Origin of the sequence: Tardiphaga sp. 215_C5_N2_1, assembly GCF_052076055.1 — a bacterium.
GTDB lineage: Bacteria > Pseudomonadota > Alphaproteobacteria > Rhizobiales > Xanthobacteraceae > Tardiphaga > Tardiphaga robiniae.
This window is the reverse complement of the sequence record NZ_CP197240.1, coordinates 2,151,762-2,168,729: the sequence shown is the minus strand read 5'-3', so window position 1 is coordinate 2,168,729 and position 16,968 is coordinate 2,151,762. Positions and strand designations below refer to the sequence as shown.

22 protein-coding genes are annotated in these 16,968 nt (G+C 62.3%); 13 read left to right on the top strand and 9 right to left on the bottom strand.

Annotation, left to right across the window (positions count from 1 at the left end; translation table 11 throughout):
- Window positions 1-93: 93 nt before the first annotated feature.
- The 4 genes from AB7828_RS10455 to AB7828_RS10440 all read left to right on the top strand — a co-directional run bounded on the left by AB7828_RS10455 (window position 94) and on the right by AB7828_RS10440 (window position 3,570).
- On the top strand, window positions 94-1,302 hold the full coding sequence (locus AB7828_RS10455; RefSeq protein WP_441230098.1) for a hypothetical protein: 1,209 nt from the start codon (window positions 94-96) through the stop codon (window positions 1,300-1,302).
- A gap of 69 nt (window positions 1,303-1,371) precedes the next feature.
- Complete coding sequence (locus tag AB7828_RS10450) at window positions 1,372-2,124, top strand: alpha/beta fold hydrolase (protein ID WP_441230097.1); 753 nt, start codon at window positions 1,372-1,374, stop codon at window positions 2,122-2,124.
- 226 nt (window positions 2,125-2,350) lie between these two features.
- Entirely contained in the window at window positions 2,351-3,178 is an 828-nt protein-coding gene (gene cysE, locus AB7828_RS10445) for a serine O-acetyltransferase (protein WP_068736178.1), read from the top strand.
- A gap of 173 nt (window positions 3,179-3,351) precedes the next feature.
- A complete protein-coding gene (locus tag AB7828_RS10440) occupies window positions 3,352-3,570 on the top strand; it encodes a DUF3126 family protein (protein ID WP_068736180.1) in 219 nt (72 codons plus the stop codon).
- Between the two features lie 74 nt (window positions 3,571-3,644).
- Here the strand turns inward: AB7828_RS10440 and AB7828_RS10435 are convergent, their stop codons facing one another.
- Both AB7828_RS10435 and AB7828_RS10430 read right to left on the bottom strand, forming a co-directional pair.
- A complete protein-coding gene (locus AB7828_RS10435) occupies window positions 3,645-4,295 on the bottom strand; it encodes a response regulator (RefSeq protein WP_068736182.1) in 651 nt (216 codons plus the stop codon).
- Entirely contained in the window at window positions 4,292-5,671 is a 1,380-nt protein-coding gene (locus AB7828_RS10430; protein ID WP_441230096.1) for a histidine kinase, read from the bottom strand. Before AB7828_RS10430 ends, AB7828_RS10435 begins: the two co-directional genes overlap by 4 nt.
- A 194-nt stretch (window positions 5,672-5,865) precedes the next feature.
- Between AB7828_RS10430 and AB7828_RS10425 the strand changes: the two genes are divergently transcribed.
- From AB7828_RS10425 to AB7828_RS10415, 3 genes are read left to right on the top strand one after another with little or no spacing between them, the layout of a single operon-like run.
- Window positions 5,866-6,627 carry a MotA/TolQ/ExbB proton channel family protein gene (locus tag AB7828_RS10425; RefSeq protein ID WP_441230095.1) on the top strand — a complete coding sequence of 254 codons (762 nt, stop codon included), beginning with the start codon at window positions 5,866-5,868 and terminating at the stop codon, window positions 6,625-6,627.
- Complete coding sequence (locus tag AB7828_RS10420; RefSeq protein ID WP_439058977.1) at window positions 6,624-7,262, top strand: hypothetical protein; 639 nt, start codon at window positions 6,624-6,626, stop codon at window positions 7,260-7,262. Before AB7828_RS10425 ends, AB7828_RS10420 begins: the two co-directional genes overlap by 4 nt.
- A gap of 4 nt (window positions 7,263-7,266) precedes the next feature.
- Window positions 7,267-7,872, top strand: coding sequence for a hypothetical protein (locus tag AB7828_RS10415; protein WP_441230094.1), 606 nt, complete (start codon window positions 7,267-7,269; stop codon window positions 7,870-7,872).
- Between the two features lie 1,068 nt (window positions 7,873-8,940).
- Here AB7828_RS10415 and AB7828_RS10410 read toward each other — a convergent pair.
- Window positions 8,941-9,648, bottom strand: a complete 708-nt coding sequence (locus AB7828_RS10410; RefSeq protein WP_439083185.1) for a hypothetical protein — start codon at window positions 9,646-9,648, stop codon at window positions 8,941-8,943.
- A gap of 229 nt (window positions 9,649-9,877) precedes the next feature.
- Here AB7828_RS10410 and AB7828_RS10405 point away from each other — a divergent pair, with 229 nt between their 5' ends.
- The gene (locus tag AB7828_RS10405) at window positions 9,878-10,207 is read left to right on the top strand and encodes a DUF6949 family protein (RefSeq protein ID WP_093762015.1); all 330 of its coding nucleotides are present in this window, start codon (window positions 9,878-9,880) and stop codon (window positions 10,205-10,207) included.
- Between the two features lie 48 nt (window positions 10,208-10,255).
- Window positions 10,256-10,786: a gamma carbonic anhydrase family protein gene (locus AB7828_RS10400; protein WP_089264916.1), complete on the top strand. Its 531-nt coding sequence runs from the start codon at window positions 10,256-10,258 to the stop codon at window positions 10,784-10,786.
- Between the two features lie 122 nt (window positions 10,787-10,908).
- Here AB7828_RS10400 and AB7828_RS10395 read toward each other — a convergent pair whose 3' ends face one another.
- Genes AB7828_RS10395 through AB7828_RS10385 form a run of 3 tightly spaced genes read right to left on the bottom strand, consistent with a single transcriptional unit; the run spans window position 10,909 to window position 11,619 of the window.
- On the bottom strand, window positions 10,909-11,082 hold the full coding sequence (locus tag AB7828_RS10395) for a hypothetical protein (protein WP_170849843.1): 174 nt from the start codon (window positions 11,080-11,082) through the stop codon (window positions 10,909-10,911).
- Window positions 11,051-11,329, bottom strand: a complete 279-nt coding sequence (locus AB7828_RS10390; RefSeq protein WP_441230093.1) for a hypothetical protein — start codon at window positions 11,327-11,329, stop codon at window positions 11,051-11,053. The genes AB7828_RS10395 and AB7828_RS10390 overlap by 32 nt, the downstream gene beginning before the upstream one ends.
- Window positions 11,330-11,337: 8 nt before the next feature.
- The gene (locus AB7828_RS10385; RefSeq protein ID WP_439064308.1) at window positions 11,338-11,619 is read right to left on the bottom strand and encodes a hypothetical protein; all 282 of its coding nucleotides are present in this window, start codon (window positions 11,617-11,619) and stop codon (window positions 11,338-11,340) included.
- 108 nt (window positions 11,620-11,727) lie between these two features.
- On the opposite strand from AB7828_RS10385, the gene AB7828_RS10380 reads away from it, so the two are divergent.
- The 3 genes from AB7828_RS10380 to AB7828_RS10370 all read left to right on the top strand — a co-directional run bounded on the left by AB7828_RS10380 (window position 11,728) and on the right by AB7828_RS10370 (window position 12,856).
- Window positions 11,728-12,024: a hypothetical protein gene (locus tag AB7828_RS10380; protein ID WP_175365517.1), complete on the top strand. Its 297-nt coding sequence runs from the start codon at window positions 11,728-11,730 to the stop codon at window positions 12,022-12,024.
- Between the two features lie 155 nt (window positions 12,025-12,179).
- Window positions 12,180-12,551 (top strand): hypothetical protein, encoded by a 372-nt coding sequence (locus AB7828_RS10375; protein WP_441230092.1) that lies wholly within the window; start codon window positions 12,180-12,182, stop codon window positions 12,549-12,551.
- Window positions 12,552-12,616: 65 nt separating this feature from the next.
- Window positions 12,617-12,856 carry a hypothetical protein gene (locus tag AB7828_RS10370; protein ID WP_309944839.1) on the top strand — a complete coding sequence of 80 codons (240 nt, stop codon included), beginning with the start codon at window positions 12,617-12,619 and terminating at the stop codon, window positions 12,854-12,856.
- Window positions 12,857-13,106: 250 nt separating this feature from the next.
- On the opposite strand, the gene AB7828_RS10365 is transcribed toward AB7828_RS10370, so the two are convergent.
- The 3 genes from AB7828_RS10365 to AB7828_RS10355 form a co-directional block, all read right to left on the bottom strand.
- A complete protein-coding gene (locus tag AB7828_RS10365; RefSeq protein ID WP_441230091.1) occupies window positions 13,107-13,730 on the bottom strand; it encodes a transglutaminase-like cysteine peptidase in 624 nt (207 codons plus the stop codon).
- 330 nt (window positions 13,731-14,060) lie between these two features.
- Entirely contained in the window at window positions 14,061-14,675 is a 615-nt protein-coding gene (locus AB7828_RS10360) for a PilZ domain-containing protein (RefSeq protein WP_441232220.1), read from the bottom strand.
- A 149-nt stretch (window positions 14,676-14,824) separates the two neighbouring features.
- Window positions 14,825-15,382: a PAS domain-containing protein gene (locus AB7828_RS10355; RefSeq protein WP_441230090.1), complete on the bottom strand. Its 558-nt coding sequence runs from the start codon at window positions 15,380-15,382 to the stop codon at window positions 14,825-14,827.
- Window positions 15,383-15,970: 588 nt separating this feature from the next.
- Here AB7828_RS10355 and AB7828_RS10350 point away from each other — a divergent pair.
- Window positions 15,971-16,744, top strand: coding sequence for a rhomboid family intramembrane serine protease (locus AB7828_RS10350; RefSeq protein WP_231080204.1), 774 nt, complete (start codon window positions 15,971-15,973; stop codon window positions 16,742-16,744).
- Window positions 16,745-16,968: the final 224 nt, after the last annotated feature.

Here is a 16,968-nt window from a genome sequence, read left to right as displayed (position 1 = left end):
GGTGTCTCCGAATAGCCCTTCTTTCGTCGGGGCAGTTGTGTCCACGATGTGACGCACCATTTCTAAAGAGGTGCAAGGATAGGGTTTTCTGCCATGTGGTTCCGGCTCGACACAGCTTTGACGGGGGTAGCGGTCTGCGCGACCGCCGGCCTGCTGTTGCTGCCGCATGCGCGCGACGCCGGCGCCGTGCTGGCCGCGCAGGATGACCCGGTTGCTCTGGCCGATGCGCAACTCAGCTCTGCATTGCGGAAGGATCCCGCGGTGCTCGCCCGCAATATCGAGGAGGCGCTCGCGGCCAAGGATGCCGACCTCGCCAAAAGCTTTGCTGATGTTGCGGCTGCCAGAAACGTTCAACTGCCGGACGATCTCGCCAGGCGCGTGACCGAGGCGGTTGCGGACGAGAATTCCGCCTCCCATTTCGCCAGCCGCTTTGCGAATGGCTTTGTCACCGGCAATGCCGACGATGTCGGCAGCCTGTCCGGCACCGTCGCCGGCGATCTGTTCGTATTCGGCGATATCCGCGACGTGGTGCGCGAAGGCAAGCACATGGCGATGGGTGAGGACACCGATCACCTCATTCTCGGCCTTGCCGCGGCAGGTCTCGCTGTGACCGCCGCGACCTATGTCAGCGTCGGCGGCGTCGCGCCCGTGCGCGCGGGCCTCACACTGGTGAAGGATGCACGCAAGGTCGGGCGGATCGGCGAGGGACTCACCACCTGGGCGGCGCGCTCGGCGCGCGGCGTGGTGGATGGTCCGATGCTGCGCGCCGCGGTGGCCGATGCGTCGATCCTGCGGCCGGGGCAAACCATCACTGCGGTGAAGGCGGCGTTCCGCACCGAGAAGGCCGGCGGCATCGTGCGTCTTGCCGGGGATGTTGGCCGCGTCGGCGAGAAGGCTGGCACGCGCGGCGCGCTCGATACGCTGCGCATCGCCCAGAGCCCCAAGGATGTTACGCGCGCGGCGCGGCTCGCCGAAGTCAAAGGCGGTCAGACCCGCGCCATCATGAAGATGTTCGGCCGTGGTGCGCTGCTGCTGGCGGCTGGCGCGTTCAATCTTTCGATGTGGGTGTTCTGGGCATTGTTCGCGCTGCTCGGATTTGTCGTGTCGATCAAGGCGACCACCGAGCGCATCACCTGGTCGTGGCTGCAGCGCTCCAAGGCGAGGCGCGCGCGCCGCGATCTGGCGGTACGACAGGACGCTCTGCTGCAGGACATCTCACGCAAGGACGCATTACTCAGGGACATGGCTCTCCGCCATCCCGCGCCGGCTCACTCACTGGCGCCGGTGCTCGTCCACGGGTAAACTGCGCGCTTCCCACCACCACCGTTCATTCTCTCAATCACCCATCTCTCAATCGTAACGGAATTCTGGATGCCGAGCTTTCACAACGGCGCTGTCGAAATTGCTTATCTCGATGAAGGTGAGGGCGATCCGATCGTTCTCGTGCATGGCTTTGCATCGAGCAAGAACGTCAACTGGGTCTATCCGACCTGGGTGTCGGAATTGAAGAAGCACAATCGCCGCATCATCGCGCTCGACAATCGCGGCCATGGCGATTCCAGCAAGCTCTACGATTCCGAACAATACAGCATCGGTGCGATGGCCGCCGACGTGCGCGCGCTGCTCGCGCATCTTGGTATCGTGCGCACCGACATGATGGGTTATTCGATGGGCGCGCGCATCACCGCCTATATCGCCTATAGCCATCCCGAATTGATCCGCAGCGCGATCTTTGGCGGGCTGGGCATCGGCCTCATCAAGGGCGGCGGTCCAGGCGAGAACGTTGCCCTCGCGCTCGAGGCGGACTCGCTCGATGACGTCACCGATCCCGTGGGGCGTACGTTTCGCGCGTTCGCCGATCAGACCCGTTCGGATCGCCGCGCGCTCGCAGCCTGTCTACGCGGTTCGCGCCGGCTGATGACGAATGAGGAAGCCGCCGCCATCAAGGTGCCGCTGCTGATCGCCGTGGGAACGACGGACGAGATCAGCGGCTCCGCGCAGGAGTTGCAGAAGATCATCGCCGGCTCTGAAGTGCTGGATATCCCGAACCGCGATCACATGCGGGCGGTCGGCGATCGCGTTTACAAGGAAGGCGTGCTGGATTTCCTGTCCCGCCGCCCGTGATGACAATTGGCGAGGGGCGCACCTTGTTTTGATCACACGAGCGCCCACTTCTGATGCACGCCCGGTTTGTGGGCGGACGGGGCTTCCGCCGGAATTGCCTGCGCTTTCAACGTGTTGGCAGGCGATCGCCGGGTAAGCCGCCGTTCACGATGGCAGGAGCCGTGTCGCGACAGCGATGCGCCTTGTGCTATAATCGACGCCGTATTCAGGGAATTGCGAGTCCGCCATGGCCGTGCAGAGCATCAATCCGCAGAATTCAAAACTCGCAACGCTGGATCCGATCTGGGATCGCATCCGTTCCGAGGCGGAAGACATCGTCCATCGCGAGCCTGAACTCGCATCCTTCATTTATTCGACCGTGCTGCATCACAACCGTCTGGAAGATTCGGTGGTGCACCGCGTTGCGGAACGTCTCGATCATGCGGCGCTGTCCGGCGACCTGATCCGCCAGACCTTCGACGAAGCGCTGCGCGACGAGCCGGATCTTGGCAATGCGTTCCGCGCCGACCTGGTCGCCGTGTTCGACCGCGATCCCGCCACCACGCGCTTCATCGATCCGCTGCTATACTTCAAGGGCTTTCATGCCATCCAGGCGCATCGTCTTGCGCATTGGCTCCACAAAAAGGGCCGCAAGGACTTTGCGTGGTATCTGCAGAGCCGCTCGTCGGCCGCCTTCCAGACCGACATCAATCCTGCCGCCAAGATCGGCCGCGGAATCTTTCTCGATCACGCGACCGGCTTTGTCGTTGGCGAGACCGCTGTGATCGAAGACGACGTGTCGATCCTGCACGGCGTGACGCTCGGCGGCACCGGCAAGGAAAACGAGGACCGCCATCCGAAGATTCGCCACGGCGTGCTGATCGGCGCCGGCGCCAAGATTCTCGGCAATATCGAGGTCGGCCATTGCGCGCGCATTGCCGCGGGTTCCGTTGTCGTCAAGCCTGTGCCGCACAACGTCACCGTGGCCGGCGTGCCGGCGAAGATCGTCGGCGAAGCCGGCTGTTCGGAGCCGTCGCGCACCATGAACCAGATGCTGAACGCGATCGGGCTCTGATTTTCAGGGGCTGAGACTTCTGGGCTTGCGATTTGCAAGCGCTGATATTGCACGCGTTTTCGTTCACTTGTGGGATGGCGTGATTTTTCGAGAAACGGCTAGCCGTGGCCGTCATCTCGCATTAAAGCTTCTCTCCATCAGCTCAACAGACATCAACTGCATTGGAGACACCTGTGGACGTTCAGGAAGTCAGAAAGCTCGACGCCTATCTCAAGCGCGTGTTCGGCAACCAGAAGCTCCGCGTGGTGCCGCGCCCGAAGAAGGACGACTCCGCCGAAGTCTATATCGGCGAAGAATTCATCGGCGTGCTGTTCGTCGATGACGAAGACGATGATCGCTCGTTCCAGTTCCAGATGGCGATCCTGGAAGAAGACCTCGTCGATAACGGCTGAGCAGGCACCTTGCCCCGCTTGGCGGCGGCGAGATCAGCGCAAGCGCGGGCCCTCGCGCTCTGTACATCACACGCTTAGGCCGCGTTGTCCGGCGCGACCAGGCCGGCGGCGGTGGCAAGCCAGACCAGGTGCGCGTCGGTGCGCGCGCCGATCTTCGATTTGATCTGGTAGTGATAATTCTGCACGGTCTTGGTGCTCAGATTGAGCGACGTCGCGATCTGCTCCGTGGTCCAGCCTGACGCCACCAGCCGCAGGATTTCCGTTTCGCGCGGCCCGAGATCTTCCACCAGCGAGCGTTCGTTGCCGAGCCGCTCGCTGGCGATTTCGCGCGCGATGTCTTCGCTCAATGCGCGTCCGCCGCGGGCGACGGTGGCGATGGCGCGCACCAGTTCGTGCGGCGCGCTGCTCTTTGTGATGTAACCGCAGGCGCCAGCCTCGAACGCTTTCAGCGCGAATGCGGCGCTCGCATGCATGGTGAACACCAGCAGGCGCGCGGTGCGATCCCATTGCCGGATATGCCGGATCGCTTCCAGCCCGCCGGGGCCGGGCAGCGACAGATCCATGACCACCACGTCCGGGCGCTCTGCCTGATAGGCGCGATAGGCCGCAGCGGCATCCTCGGCCTCGGCGCTGACGCGAAAACCGACCTGCCGCTCCAGTAGCCGGCGATAGCCTTCGCGCACTACCGGATGGTCGTCGACCAGCAGGATGCTGACGGCGGTCATGCCGCCGCTTGTCGTGGCTGCAGCGGAATCACCGCGGCCACGCGGATACCGTGTGCCACCGGGCCGATCGACAGGCTGCCGCCAAGCGCTGCGATGCGTTCGCGGATGCCGAGAATGCCGTGACCGGAGGCGGTGTGGGCCTGCGTGGCGTCGCCGCCGCCGTCATCCTCGACACTGACGGCGATGGCGTCGCGGACCTCTTCTCCATGGCTGACGCGGAGATGAACGTGCTGCGGCCGGCCGTGGCGTGCGGCGTTGGTGAGGCACTCCTGCGCGATGCGGTAGATGTTGACGGCGGCTTCTGCGGGGACGGCGGTGAGATCGCCGGTTACGTCGAGATGAAACACCGCGCGCCGCGTTGCGCTCGCATTCCACTGCGCCACCAGTTGCACAAGGCTGGCCTGCAATCCCAGTTCCTCGAGATCCTGCGAGCGTAGCCGCGCCAGCGCGCTGCGCAGCGTCGTCATCATCTGGCCGGTGATGCGGGCGATTGCGCGGGCATCGTCGGCCAGATCGGGACGGGAGGGCGTGGCGCCGGTCTCGATGGCTGCGGCGAGCGCCGCGGTGGCGGTGAGGCACTGGCCGAACTCGTCGTGCAGATCGCGCGCCAGTGCGCGGCGTTCTTCTTCCTGTACCTGAAACAGTCGCTTGGTCAGTGCTACGCGTTCGGCGGTGGTGGCCGCGAGACGGCCGGCGAGATCGTTGACGGCGCGGGCGATATGGCTGAATTCGGTGGCGCCGAAAGCGGGCAGGCGATGGCGGTGGTCACCATGTTCGAGGCGGCGCAGGCCGCGTACGATGCTCTGGGCCGGCATCAGCGCATGGCCGATCAGGAGGATCGCGAGCAGACTGATGCCCAGCGCCATCGCCGCGGCGATGCTGACCATCACGGTCACCTGCCGCCATGCCTGACGCACGGCGGTGGCGGGGTCGACACGGGCTTGCACGGTGCCTGCATCGCGCTGCCGCACGGTCAGCGGCCGCGTCTCCGTGGCATGTGGCCCGAATAGCGCGCCGTAGAGACTGACGAACCATGATGGCGCCGGGCTGCCGATGTCTTCGGTCTGGCTGCACAGGTCGAAGGGCGGCGCGCTGCCGAGCCGGAAGTCAATGCATACGCCTGGCGCGATCACCTTCATGGTCGCAATGGATTTCCAGTCCGGCAGCGGCAGCAGTGCATCGCGGTAAGTGCCGTCGCGCCACAGCAATTCGCGCCAGTACAGGTTCTGCAGGGTTGTCGCGACGCGGTCGGCGGAGGCGGCGGTGTCGGCCTCGATGGTGCGGTGCGCATCGACCAGAATCCATCCGATCGTACAGGCCAGACAGAGCAGCACCACGGCGACGAGACGAAGAACGAGATGTATCAGCAGGCGCATGATCGCATTCCCCGCGGTGAGACGTTGATATTAAAGCGGCACGCGCCGTGGTCTGGCAAGCGGTTCTGCATCGTTTGGGCAATTTGCCCGGTATGTCGCGGGTGCGATGCCCTTGGAGGCTCAGTCGTACAGGCGGCAGATTGAAGCCAACCACCGATCGTGATCGGTGAAACAACCAGCAGGAGGGACATGTGGTGAGCCGGCATCATCTCGATCCGGCGGATCGCGCGCCGCTACTGCACTGGTTGATCTTTACCGGGCTCTGTCTGTTCGCCGCGGTTCTGCTTTGGCACTATGGCCTGGTGCGGCAGATGCTTGCTGTCGATCGCACCTATATCTCGTCAGTGATCGTACTGCTCTATGTCGGTGCGTCGCTGCATTGCCTGTGGCGTCTGATCGCGGTGTCGCGCGAAGCCGACGCGGCGCGGGGGGCGGCGCAGCTGTTCGCGCAGGGCGGCCAACGCGTCGTCGTGGCCGGCGACGGTGTCGCGATCGACGGCGTGGGCATGTTGCCGAAAGGCCTGATGGCGTCGCATATCCGCGACCTCGCCGTGAAGTCCGCGCTGCAAAGCGGTCGGCAGCTCGACCAGACGCTGCTGCTGCGTCGTCTCGCCGGCAATTTGCGCGGCTCGAACGGATTCGGCGGCTTTGCCGGCGACACGCTGATGAAACTCGGCCTGATCGGCACGATAGTTGGCTTCATCATGATGCTGGCGCCGATCGCCGGCCTCGACACGGGCAATCAGGGCGCCATCAAAGCCTCCATGAACCTGATGAGCGAGGGCATGGCGGTAGCGATGTATACCACGCTGGCGGGGCTGATCGGTTCGATCCTGATCCGCATCCAGTATTACATGCTGGAGGACGCGACCGCCAAACTGTTCGCCTTTGCCGTCGGCGTCATCGATGTCCACGCCGTGTCGCTGCTCGAACGTGAAGCGGAGCATGCGAAGTGATCGACGAGTTCGAATTCTCTGGCAAGGAAGCACCGTTCGATCCGCTCGGCGTCATGCTGTTCAAGGCGCTGCAGGTGATCGCGTTCCTGTTCTTCATCGCGCTGCTGGCGATCAAGACCCATGACGACGAAGGCAAGGTCGATCCCAAGCTGGAATTCATGATCACGGTGAGCTGGCCCGACAAGCACCCGGACGACATCGACATGTTCGTGCAGGACCCGCTCGGCAATATTGTGTGGTACCGGCGGCGCGAGACCGGCTTCATGGTACTCGACCGCGATGACCGCGGCGGGCTCAACGATTTCATCATGGTCAACGGCCAGAAGGTACTCTCGCCGATCCGTCAGGAGATCGTCAGCCTGCGCGGCATCGTGGCCGGCGAGTACATCGTCAACATCTACCATTTCGCCGCGTTGACCGGACAGCCAGTGCCAGTGACGGTCAAGGTCGAGAAACTGAATCCGAAAGTACAGGTGGTGCACTACGACACCGTCAATGTCGATCATGGCGGCGCCGAGACAACCGCGGTGCGCTTCATCATGGACAAGACCGGCAATGTTACCGAGGTCAATCACGACCAGACATCGCTCGTGCAGATGCTGAACAAGCGGTACAGGGAGCGCAAGGCTGGATGAAGCGATGAGCCTGCAAACCAGCATTATCGGTCTGTCGCTCGGCTACGTGCTGCTCGGCCTGTTGCTGTTGCTGGCGGTGGTGCGGACGCGGCTGCCGTGGCCGGTGAAGGCCGGCGCGGTGGCGGTGACTTCGGCGTTTTACGTGCTGGTGTTCTTCCGCACCCAGGGCCTGCTCGGCTGGTCGGCGGACGATCCGCTGCCGCCAAACTTCCAGTTGTTGTGGGTGCGCAGCGTCGAGCCCAACATCGCCCAGGGCGAGCCTGGCGCCATCCACATGTGGGTCGAGGCCCTCGACGACGACAATCTGCCGAGCGGGGTGCCTCGGGCCTATCGGCGGCCTTACTCCACCGCGCTGGCGCGCAAGGCCGAGCGTGCGCGCACTGAGATCGCCGCGGGTCATCCGCAAGGTGGCCGCGCCGCGCAGTTCGGATCCGGCGAGGGTGAGTTGCCCCCTGCGGGTCCACAGGGCGCGTTGTTCGCCAGCGGGGAACCGGGCGGCGATCCGTCCGGCGGTGGCCTGCTGGACCCCGCTTTCATGCGCGGCGACTCCCAGTCCATCACATTCGCCCCGCTGCCCGTGCCCGTGTTGCCAGCCAAAGATGTGCCGTAGTGGCGATGGCCGGCGCGAGTGTTAGCTCCGCTTGGGGTGGCGGGGAATCCTGATCCAAGGTCGTCATTCCGGGGCGTGCGTCGCCGGCGAAGCCGGCAGAGCGCGAACCCGGAATCCCGGAGTGTTTGGCTCTACGGAGACTCCAACGTTGAGATTCCGGGTTCAGTCCCGTCGCCTGCGGCGCCGGTCCCGCCCCGGAATGACAGTTTGGGGCTGCGTAAAGCACCTAAACATTTTTTCCTATCTCCCGTTGACACCATCCCCATCAGGTTTATATTCCCCTTCGTCCTGCCCCACCGAGAGGGGCGATCGCGATCGTCACGTTCGCGGGGTGGGATGCGGTGGACGCCGGAGATGCGGCGTCACGCGGTTCATGGGGGAACGTCTGTCTTCGGGCAGGACGGATCTGCGCCAGCACTGCCACTGGCAAGGACACGGCCGACCTTGAGATGGAAAGATCCCTGGACAGTGTGACGGACGACCAAATCGAAACGCGTTCGGCCAAGTGCTTTGCGGCTACCCTGTCCCTCCGCCCTGGGACATTAATTTTGGTGATGGGACCGTTCGCCATGGCAGATGTGCAAGCAACCGAAAAAACACCGCAGGCGGAACGTCGGGCACTTGCTCGGCGCCTCCGAAAGTCCTGATGCACTCACAATTGCGGAAGACCGCATCGCATCAGGCCCAAGGGTGCAACGGGCACCCGGCGTTCCGCACGCCCTCTCACAAGGGGGTAGGAATGCAGGAGACGACGGCGCCCCCGCGCCGCAAACAATGGGGGTGATGACGCATGTCTGAAGAGCAGTGGCTGTTTGACAGTTGAATCTGAACTAGCGTGACGCGCGCACGCTCAAACCAAACGCCGTCATGCCCGGCGAATGCCGGGTATCCACGCCTTGGCCGCGGAGAAAGGCGTGGATGGCCGGAACATCTAGCGAAGCTCACTTCGCGCTATCCGGCCATGACGACGGAGAGGGTTAAGCAAGATCGTCGGATGGAGTGAGCGCAGGCGCATCGCGCAGACGCTCACCCCACATCCTACGATCAACGCAATCACGACGAGGGCGTTTACCGCAGCCCGCTGAGCTGCGTCGTCAGTCGATCCATCGCATTGCCGACATCGCGCCATTGCGCGAGCCAGCTACGCGGAAAGCGGAAGATGAGATCGGCGCCGCCGATGCGGCGTTCGCTCATGCACATGCCTTCCGTGGCACCGTCGCGCGTGCAGCGCGCCACCAGCGCCGGCGTTGTGCCGAGAAACAGATCTTCATTGCTGTAGGGCGAGTTGTCGCGGAATGGCTGCGTGGTCAAGCCGTCTTCGCTTGATGTCGCACGGTCGATATAGCGCGGATAGATCGTGCGCAGGCGGGTGTCCGGCGAGGTTGCATCGTGATGCGCCGAGATCGAGACGAAGATGCGATCGATCGGCTGTGCGTTCTCATCGAAATTCTCGACGCTGACATGCCTCGGCAGGTTGCTCGCTTCGAGTGAGGGATAGACATAGCTCAGATCGACGCGTTCCTGCGGCCCTGAATGTTTCTGCACCTTACGGCGAAACGCATGGGTCGGGACGTTGAACAGTGTGGCGCCCACGCTCACCGGAATGCGGTCGGGATCGCCGGGCTTCTGGCTCTGCCAGGTTGGCCACAACAGATACGCCACCACTGCGATAGCGGGGGCTGCAAGCGCTGCACCGATCAGCATCGGTACGACGTGGTTGCGGCGGTGGCGGCGCCGCGGCCGCGTCGTCGGGTGGGTCGGAAACAGAAGAGACATGCGCACGCTAAATTGGAACTGGGACGGTGTACCGGGTGGGCGAATCAACCGCGAATATGCCAGCCGATGGTTAACGGCCTCGCGCGCCTCGCCGCAGGCGGTATCCGGGAGCCATGCACCGCACGCGGTTCCCGACCGTGCCGTTAACCCTTTATTAACGTTGTGCTGGCGGGGAGCTTCGCATTTTGCGATGCAGGGCGGTGTTTGTATGTGCCGTGAAAGAGCTTCGATGTCCCCCGATGCGTTGAATTCATTCTTCCAGCTATGCATTGGCTTCGCGCTCGCAGGCGCCATTGCAAGCGCCTATCAGGCCTTTGCCAAACGTCCCCCGAGCTTCAGCCTGCTGCAGCAGGGGCCGTCCCCTGAAGCCTTCGCAGCCGTGCCGCTGCTGGTCTTCACGGCGCCTTTCATCATCATGCGCAACACGCTCCGAAACGGTGCAGCCGAGCAGCATCGCATTCAGTTCGTGATGATCGCGACGGTGCTGTCGGGCATCTGGAGCCTGATGTCGGGCACCTTGATCGTGATGACCCTGGAAGCGCTGGGCATACTGGCCTAAGCGCAAGAATCCGTGGCAGTGTCTCCCGCAAAGGGAGACCACTAAATCATGGCAATCTACGAACTCGACGGGCAGGGACCGGATCTTCCGGCTAGCGGAAATTACTTCATCGCCGACACGGCCGATGTGATCGGCAAGATTCGTTTGCTGGAGCAGGCGAGTGTCTGGTTCGGCGCGGTGCTGCGCGGCGACAACGAATGGATCGAAATCGGTGAAGGCTCCAACGTGCAGGACAACTGCACGTGCCATACCGACAAGGGCTTTCCCCTGACCATCGGCAAGAACTGCACCGTCGGCCATAATGTCATCCTGCACGGCTGCACCATCGAGGATGGCGCGCTGATCGGCATGGGCTCGATCGTGATGAACGGTGCAAAGATTGGCAAGAACAGCATCGTGGGCGCCGGCTCGGTGATCACCGAGGGCAAGGAGTTTCCGGAGAATTCGCTGATCATCGGATCGCCGGCGCGCGTCATTCGCACGCTGTCGCCGGAGCAGGTGACGGCGATGGGCAGCGCCGCGCGATTCTATGCGGCGAACGGCCCGCGCTTCCAGAAAGGTCTCAAGAAGATCGGCTAGAGCGTTCTCGAGCGAAGCGGGTACCGGTTCGCATCAAGAAAACGCGTCTCAACAAAAAGCCAGAGCCTCGGTTCTGATTCTATCAACCGAAAGGGCTCTCGTTGTGATCGCACGCAGCGCGATCACGTCCCTTCGGACTCATTGGCTTCTGTTTCGCCGGCCACGCGCTCGTGGCCGGCGCTCCATAGCGAATGCTCCTCGGTGCCGTCCTGATAGGGATTGGCCTCGGCAGGAATGCCCTCGCTGGCGGCACGCTCGCCTTCCTCAAATGGATCTTTTTGCGGATCGTTTGGCATGGGCCTTCTTCCTTGCTGGACGTGATGGGGCGGGGCGCATCGCAGTGTTGCGGCTTGATGCCGATGATGGACCGGCGGCTTTCACGCTCTTGCGGAGTGCATCCTTGAGATCGATCGGAACGCCGTGCTTCTTCAGGAGGTCGGCGAAGGCTTCATCGGCAAGTTCTTGCGTCGTCGCCATGCGGTCGCGACCGAGCTGGGTGAGCTTGTCGAGGGTCTCGTCGTCGAAGTCGATCAGCTTGCGCATGACATCTGCTAACTGAGGCCCGGCCTGCGCCAGCGCGATCGCGCGCGCGTCGGGTCGAATACTTTCTCCTGATGGCGATGCAGCGCCTGTGCAACGCCGAGCCGCGCGAAACTGACAGGGCCGCCGTAGTCAGCCGCCTCGATCAGGCAATGCATCGCGGTTTGCCATTCCTTTGCATCGTGTTCAGATGGTGACAGCTGTGTGATGTAAGCGCCGGCGTCGCGCAACGACACCAGCGTGTTGCCGTCGGGCAATTCGATCGGTTCGCGAAACGGCTTGTCCCAGGACACGCAGGCTTCTCCTCGGCAATGTCAGGGATTCAAGCCGCCGGCGCCAAATTCGTTCCCGCAACGGAACCCGTTTCCGCTGGTCTCGTTGAACGCCAAAGGAGATTTCCAATGGCGCATTCCTCGAAACTCATCGCGGCTGCAACGGCTACCGTCCTGTTGTCTTCAGTTGCGGCGTTCGCCCAATCCGGCAGTGCAGGTGGCGGCGCGACGGGCGGCGCTGCGGGCACCAATAGTGCAGGCACGGCGAATGCGAGTGGTGGACGCGCCGCGACCGGGATCACGGCAGGCGCGAGCGGGACCGGACAGGCGTCGCCGGATGGCAAGCCGGCGACAGGCGATGCAGCGGTCGATGCGCAGGATCGTGCCGTTGATCGCAAGGTGAAGAGCATCTGCAAGGGGTGCTAGCGCAACGTTGCGCGACAGGCTTTCAGCAACACACCGTAACCGACAGTCGCGAACAAGTGACGGCTATTGATCGTCGCACCGTGGCGGTTCGCGAACGAAAGAGCTACCTATTTGACTGGGCGGCGCTGTAAGTGACCCGTGACGGAGTGTAGTTGATGTTACGCAAATTGGTGTTTGGTCTGTTGACCCTTGCCGCAGTCGCGCTGGTCGCGCCGACAGCCGCATCGGCGCGCGGCGGCGGCGGTCATGGTGGCGGCGGATTCCACGGCGGTGGATTCCATGGTGGTAGTGGCTGGCATGGCGGCGGCTTCGGCCGTGGATTTCGCGGTGCTGGAATAGGATTGGGATTTGGCCTCGCCGGCGCCGGCCTTTATGGCGGTTACTACGGCTACGGCCCCTATGCGTATTACGGTGGGTACCCCTACGCTTATGGCGGTTATGATGACGAAGGCGGATGTTACATAACGCGTAAGCGCGTACGGACACCGGCTGGATATCGGGTGCGTCGTGTCGAGGTTTGTGACTGATCGGCCTTGAGCGACGCCACCTGATTACCTCGTCGGCTCCAGCATAGCTGTGCTGGAGCTACATCATGGCTGGTCAGATTGTCTGGTACGCGTTTTGCAAAATCGAAACGATGACCATGACCCTCGACATTGCCAATCTCACGCTGCTGTTTGTCACCACCGTCTTTGCGCTGGTGATGGCTTTCGTCTGGATGTTCTGTGAGTTCGAGCGCCGGTTCGGGAAGCGGTTGACAGCGATTGCGCTCGTGCGCTTCGGCTATCGGCCCGACGGCACCATCGACCGAAACGCAAATCGCCGCGACTAGCGCGGCGATTTTTTGTCGGTTCGTGTTTCTCAGACAGCAGTTCGGGATCAGCCCAGCACTTTGTACTTTGTCAGCCAGGCCTGCATCTGCTTCCACGCGTCGTCGGCCGCTTCCTGTCGGAGGCTGCGTGGCCACCACCTCAAAAAGTTGCGCCCGAACCTTGGGGGAGGTTCGGGCGCGCGCGATCCGGTCTGGGACGGGGAGGGGTGGGGATGTGACCGGGTCGCGTGTCTCCAATTCGTATTGTTGTTTAGCGATCCCGCGCGCTGGCCGTAGCCACTGCAGGACGGTTGTCGCCGAGCGAGACCCACACATTCGGATCGTTCTGTGACTGACGTTTGACGAAGCGGTAACCGGTCTCGGTCCAGGCGAGGACGTTCTCATTCTGGTTGTCGAGAACGTATTCGCCCTTGTCCGTCTTCACCGTGAGCACGGCGTGGCCTTCGCCCTTCTTGTCACGCACCACGGTGATCAGCAGCGCCTCGCGTGGCCAGCCTGCTTCGATCAGCATCTTGCGCTTAAGGAGCACATAGTCTTCGCAGTCACCGTAACCGTCTGATGGCAGCGACCACTTTTCGATCACGCCCCAATGATCCATGTCGGTCATTGGCTTGATGGTCTCGTTGACCCAGCGATTGACCCGCACCAGATCCTTCCACGCAGTCTGCGTGATGACGATGTCACGTGCTTGCGTCGCACCGCCGCGGCAGTCGGTCGGATTGTCTGAACAGAATTCGACCCAGCCGATCGGTGCGCGCGTGCTGTCGCCTAGGCTTGCGTAGAGTTTTTCGTTGCCGGCACGTGCCGACGAAGTCACTCCAAGAAGGACTGCTAAAACGGCCAGTCCGAAGTATCGCCCCTTGTTACCAAACATTGTGGCCCCCGTTTTCTTGTTGGGACCATGTTTCGCACAAAGGATTTTCGTCGCCGCTAAATCGCTCAAGTACAATTGAAGCGATTACAAGTAAAAGGCGCGGCGAATTCGAACTATACTTGAATCGAATGTGATTCAAATTTTAGCTAATTGTATTTGATTCAAATTTTACGCGTTAATGGCTTGAATGCCGCAATTCAGGAACTTGCGTGCAAAAGCGGCGTGAAATTAACCCCTCGCGACCGCGTCCAGATGACGCGCAACGGTATCCGCTGACGCGGATAGCGCCTTCAGGACATTGAAAAACGAGGATCGGGGGCGTTCGGCCGTTTACCGGGCGTTGACGCTGTCTTCGAGCGTCTCTGCCAACTGCTCGTGGAAGAACTCCAGCGCGAAGCCTTCTTCGAGATGGCGGACCACACGGGACTGGATTCGGCCGAGCATGACAATCGAGTTCAGCGGCGGACGTTTCTCTGCCGCGATGGCGGCGCCGGACAGCGACAGGTCGATAATGCGGCCGTTCATGTGGACGCCATCCTCGAGGGTGAGGAGCACCATCGGGTTGCGCGGCACGATACGGTCGTGGCGGCGGTCTTCCGGCAGATTGAGAATGTCGCGGTTGGCCAGCCAGGTCAGCTGGGCTGCCAGCTTGTCGCGTTTGCGCGGTGTCGCACCCACGGTCATGGCGAAGCCGTTGTCGATGATCCGGGTTATTTTACCTTCGACACGGCCGATATGGTCGAGATAGGCGATGACGCGGTCGCCCACATTGCCGATGCCGGGACCGAGCAGCGCGAGGCCGCCGGGCGACATATTGATGACCTGGCACGGAAATTCGCGGCGATCCGGCAGCATATAGCGGCCAAGCAGGTGCACTTTCACCCGCTGAAAGCGACGGCGTTCTTCTGCAGACGGAAGAATCGATTTTGTTTGCGCGAACGCCATCAGTGTCGTGCCGGTCATGCTGGTCGAGTTTCGACCGACCCTACGGCCCGTAGGGTTAACGCCGCGTTAGCAAATACCGAACTGGCGCAACCAGTTGGCGTGATTATTCTGCGCGACACTTATAATGAGCAGCGTACGTAGAAGGCTGCTCAGCGCAGCCCTTCATAGACCATAAGGCCGCGGGCAACCTGCAGTTTGCGTAGGGCGCGCGGCGCAAAGCGCTGGGGGTGGTGGGCGAGATAGCGGAACGACGTTAGCTGGAATGCGCCGAGCCGGCCGCGGACTTCATACATGGGCGCCAGCAGGCCGGTCAGGCTGATAGGGGAATGCGCGCGCGTCGCGAATGGCAGCAACAGCAGTTCCAGATGCGCCTTCTGACCGAATTCGGTCATGGCGGTCACGCCAGCAACGGCGACGAGTTGCTCCTCGGATACGACGGTGATCATGTCCCGGATCTCGTCGCGACACTCGGGGGCGAACAGCAACGGAAACGGCTGGTTCTTCAGGTCGCGGCCCAGCAGGGCACAAACTCTTGTGCCGGCCACGCGGAACGGGAATTCGACGGGCTGGTCATAGGACAGCACGAAGATATCGCCGAGCAATTCGCGCACGGGGCCGGGTTCCAGCTCGCTCCGATCGGGAGCGCGTGCAAAACCGCGTTTGTCGTCCCAATAGGCGAAGAACGCGCGGCTGGATGGATGTTTCATTCGCCTGATCCTGACCCGGCTTGCAGTGGATCGGGGACATTTCTGTCCCGAATCCATCCATCGCTCGCCGCTACATGTTGTGCAGATCAGTCATTGCAGCGTCCATGCCGAAGGCGCGTTTTCCACCGCGTTCGGGCGGGTATCCGCCGTTAAGGTTAAGTTTACTATGATTATTAGGATCTCATTAACCGTCCGGTTTCGGAGCGGATGGGCCGGTTCGCCGTTAACTCTAAGTTAAGCATGCGCTTGGCAACGCGGGGATTGCCGGTAGTCTCCTGCTCACTCCAGAGCGGAGCGGACTGTCTCCAGCAGTTCGTGACGCGCTTCGATAAACAGGTGGCTGAAAACAGAATTGGTCGTCACGCGGGGAGGGGTGGGGATGTCGGCTCGTCCGGCACACCGGGACATCCATCCGCGGGAAAAGATCAAGACGGACCCGGGAGAGCCTTTCTCAGAGGCTCTCCCTTTTTCTTTTCAAGCGGGTTTGCTGTCCTGCGGCGATCCTGAGCTTGCGCGGTACCGGCAAAGCCGACTATCTGGGGCATCGCTCGCCAGAGCCGCTGACAGGCCGTTATCCCCTTGGACACCTTGGATTCCCCCGCTCCCCCGCGCGAACCGATCCTGACCCTGCCGGGGGCGCTGACGGCCTATGTCGGGTTGCTTGCCGTGATCCACATTATCCGCATGTTGCTGCCGGTGGATCTGGAATACTGGACCATTGAGGTCTTCGGTTTCATTCCGAAGCGCTACGACCAGACGCTGCTGTCGATGCCTTTTCCCGGCGGCAATGGCGCCAAGGTATGGAGTTTCGTCACTTACTCCCTGTTGCACGCCAATCTCAGCCATATCGGCTTCAACGTGTTGTGGCTGCTGCCGTTCGGCAGCGCGCTGGCGCGGCGCTTCGGCGCGGTCCGCTTCTTCATCTTCATGGCGGTGACGGCTGTGGCTGGTGCCGCCGCGCATCTGGTTACCCATGAACACGCACTCGCACCGATGATCGGCGCCTCGGCTTCGGTCTCCGGCGCCATGGCCGCGGCCATCCGTTTTGCCTTCGTGCGCGGCAGCTTCCTGTCGTTCAACCGCGGCGATGCCGATGAAGCGGCACGTGTGCCGGCGCTTCCTTTGTTGCGTTCGTTGCGCGATCCGCGCGTGATCGGATTTCTGGCGGTCTGGTTCGGCGTCAATATCATCTTCGGTGTCGGCTCGATTGCGATCGGCGCGGAAGGGGCGAGCGTTGCGTGGCAGGCGCATATCGGCGGCTTCTTCGCCGGGCTGCTGCTGTTCTCGCTGTTCGATCCTATTCCGAGGTTGCAACGCACGGGTTCGCAAACATCGTCTCCGGACATCTCCGACCTGCATTAAGCGCGTACCGGCTTCTTGCGAGGCCGACGCATTTGATCCATCTTATGTATTCGACAGGTGACTCACGTTGGCAGGTTCGGCCCTTGAGGTCGATCCCGTTCCCGGCGCGAACGGTGTTTCAGTGCGATCACCACATCTGAACGACTGTTGAACTGCGCTGTTACACTGCATCTGTCTGACGACCCTAGAATGAAAGACCGCGCCCGACAAAGGGCATGGTCGAC

Coding starts and splice junctions, on each gene's coding strand:
- AB7828_RS10355 (WP_441230090.1), bottom strand. CDS start 15,382: ATGAAACATCCATCCAGCCGCGCGTTCTTCGCCTATTGGGACGACAAA.
- AB7828_RS10370 (WP_309944839.1), top strand. CDS start 12,617: ATGGCTGGTCAGATTGTCTGGTACGCGTTTTGCAAAATCGAAACGATG.
- AB7828_RS10380 (WP_175365517.1), top strand. CDS start 11,728: ATGGCGCATTCCTCGAAACTCATCGCGGCTGCAACGGCTACCGTCCTG.
- AB7828_RS10375 (WP_441230092.1), top strand. CDS start 12,180: ATGTTACGCAAATTGGTGTTTGGTCTGTTGACCCTTGCCGCAGTCGCG.
- AB7828_RS10415 (WP_441230094.1), top strand. CDS start 7,267: ATGAGCCTGCAAACCAGCATTATCGGTCTGTCGCTCGGCTACGTGCTG.
- cysE (WP_068736178.1), top strand. CDS start 2,351: ATGGCCGTGCAGAGCATCAATCCGCAGAATTCAAAACTCGCAACGCTG.
- AB7828_RS10410 (WP_439083185.1), bottom strand. CDS start 9,648: ATGTCTCTTCTGTTTCCGACCCACCCGACGACGCGGCCGCGGCGCCGC.
- AB7828_RS10455 (WP_441230098.1), top strand. CDS start 94: ATGTGGTTCCGGCTCGACACAGCTTTGACGGGGGTAGCGGTCTGCGCG.
- AB7828_RS10405 (WP_093762015.1), top strand. CDS start 9,878: ATGTCCCCCGATGCGTTGAATTCATTCTTCCAGCTATGCATTGGCTTC.
- AB7828_RS10450 (WP_441230097.1), top strand. CDS start 1,372: ATGCCGAGCTTTCACAACGGCGCTGTCGAAATTGCTTATCTCGATGAA.
- AB7828_RS10435 (WP_068736182.1), bottom strand. CDS start 4,295: ATGACCGCCGTCAGCATCCTGCTGGTCGACGACCATCCGGTAGTGCGC.
- AB7828_RS10400 (WP_089264916.1), top strand. CDS start 10,256: ATGGCAATCTACGAACTCGACGGGCAGGGACCGGATCTTCCGGCTAGC.
- AB7828_RS10430 (WP_441230096.1), bottom strand. CDS start 5,671: ATGCGCCTGCTGATACATCTCGTTCTTCGTCTCGTCGCCGTGGTGCTG.
- AB7828_RS10395 (WP_170849843.1), bottom strand. CDS start 11,082: ATGCCAAACGATCCGCAAAAAGATCCATTTGAGGAAGGCGAGCGTGCC.
- AB7828_RS10390 (WP_441230093.1), bottom strand. CDS start 11,329: ATGCGCAAGCTGATCGACTTCGACGACGAGACCCTCGACAAGCTCACC.
- AB7828_RS10365 (WP_441230091.1), bottom strand. CDS start 13,730: ATGTTTGGTAACAAGGGGCGATACTTCGGACTGGCCGTTTTAGCAGTC.
- AB7828_RS10360 (WP_441232220.1), bottom strand. CDS start 14,675: ATGGCGTTCGCGCAAACAAAATCGATTCTTCCGTCTGCAGAAGAACGC.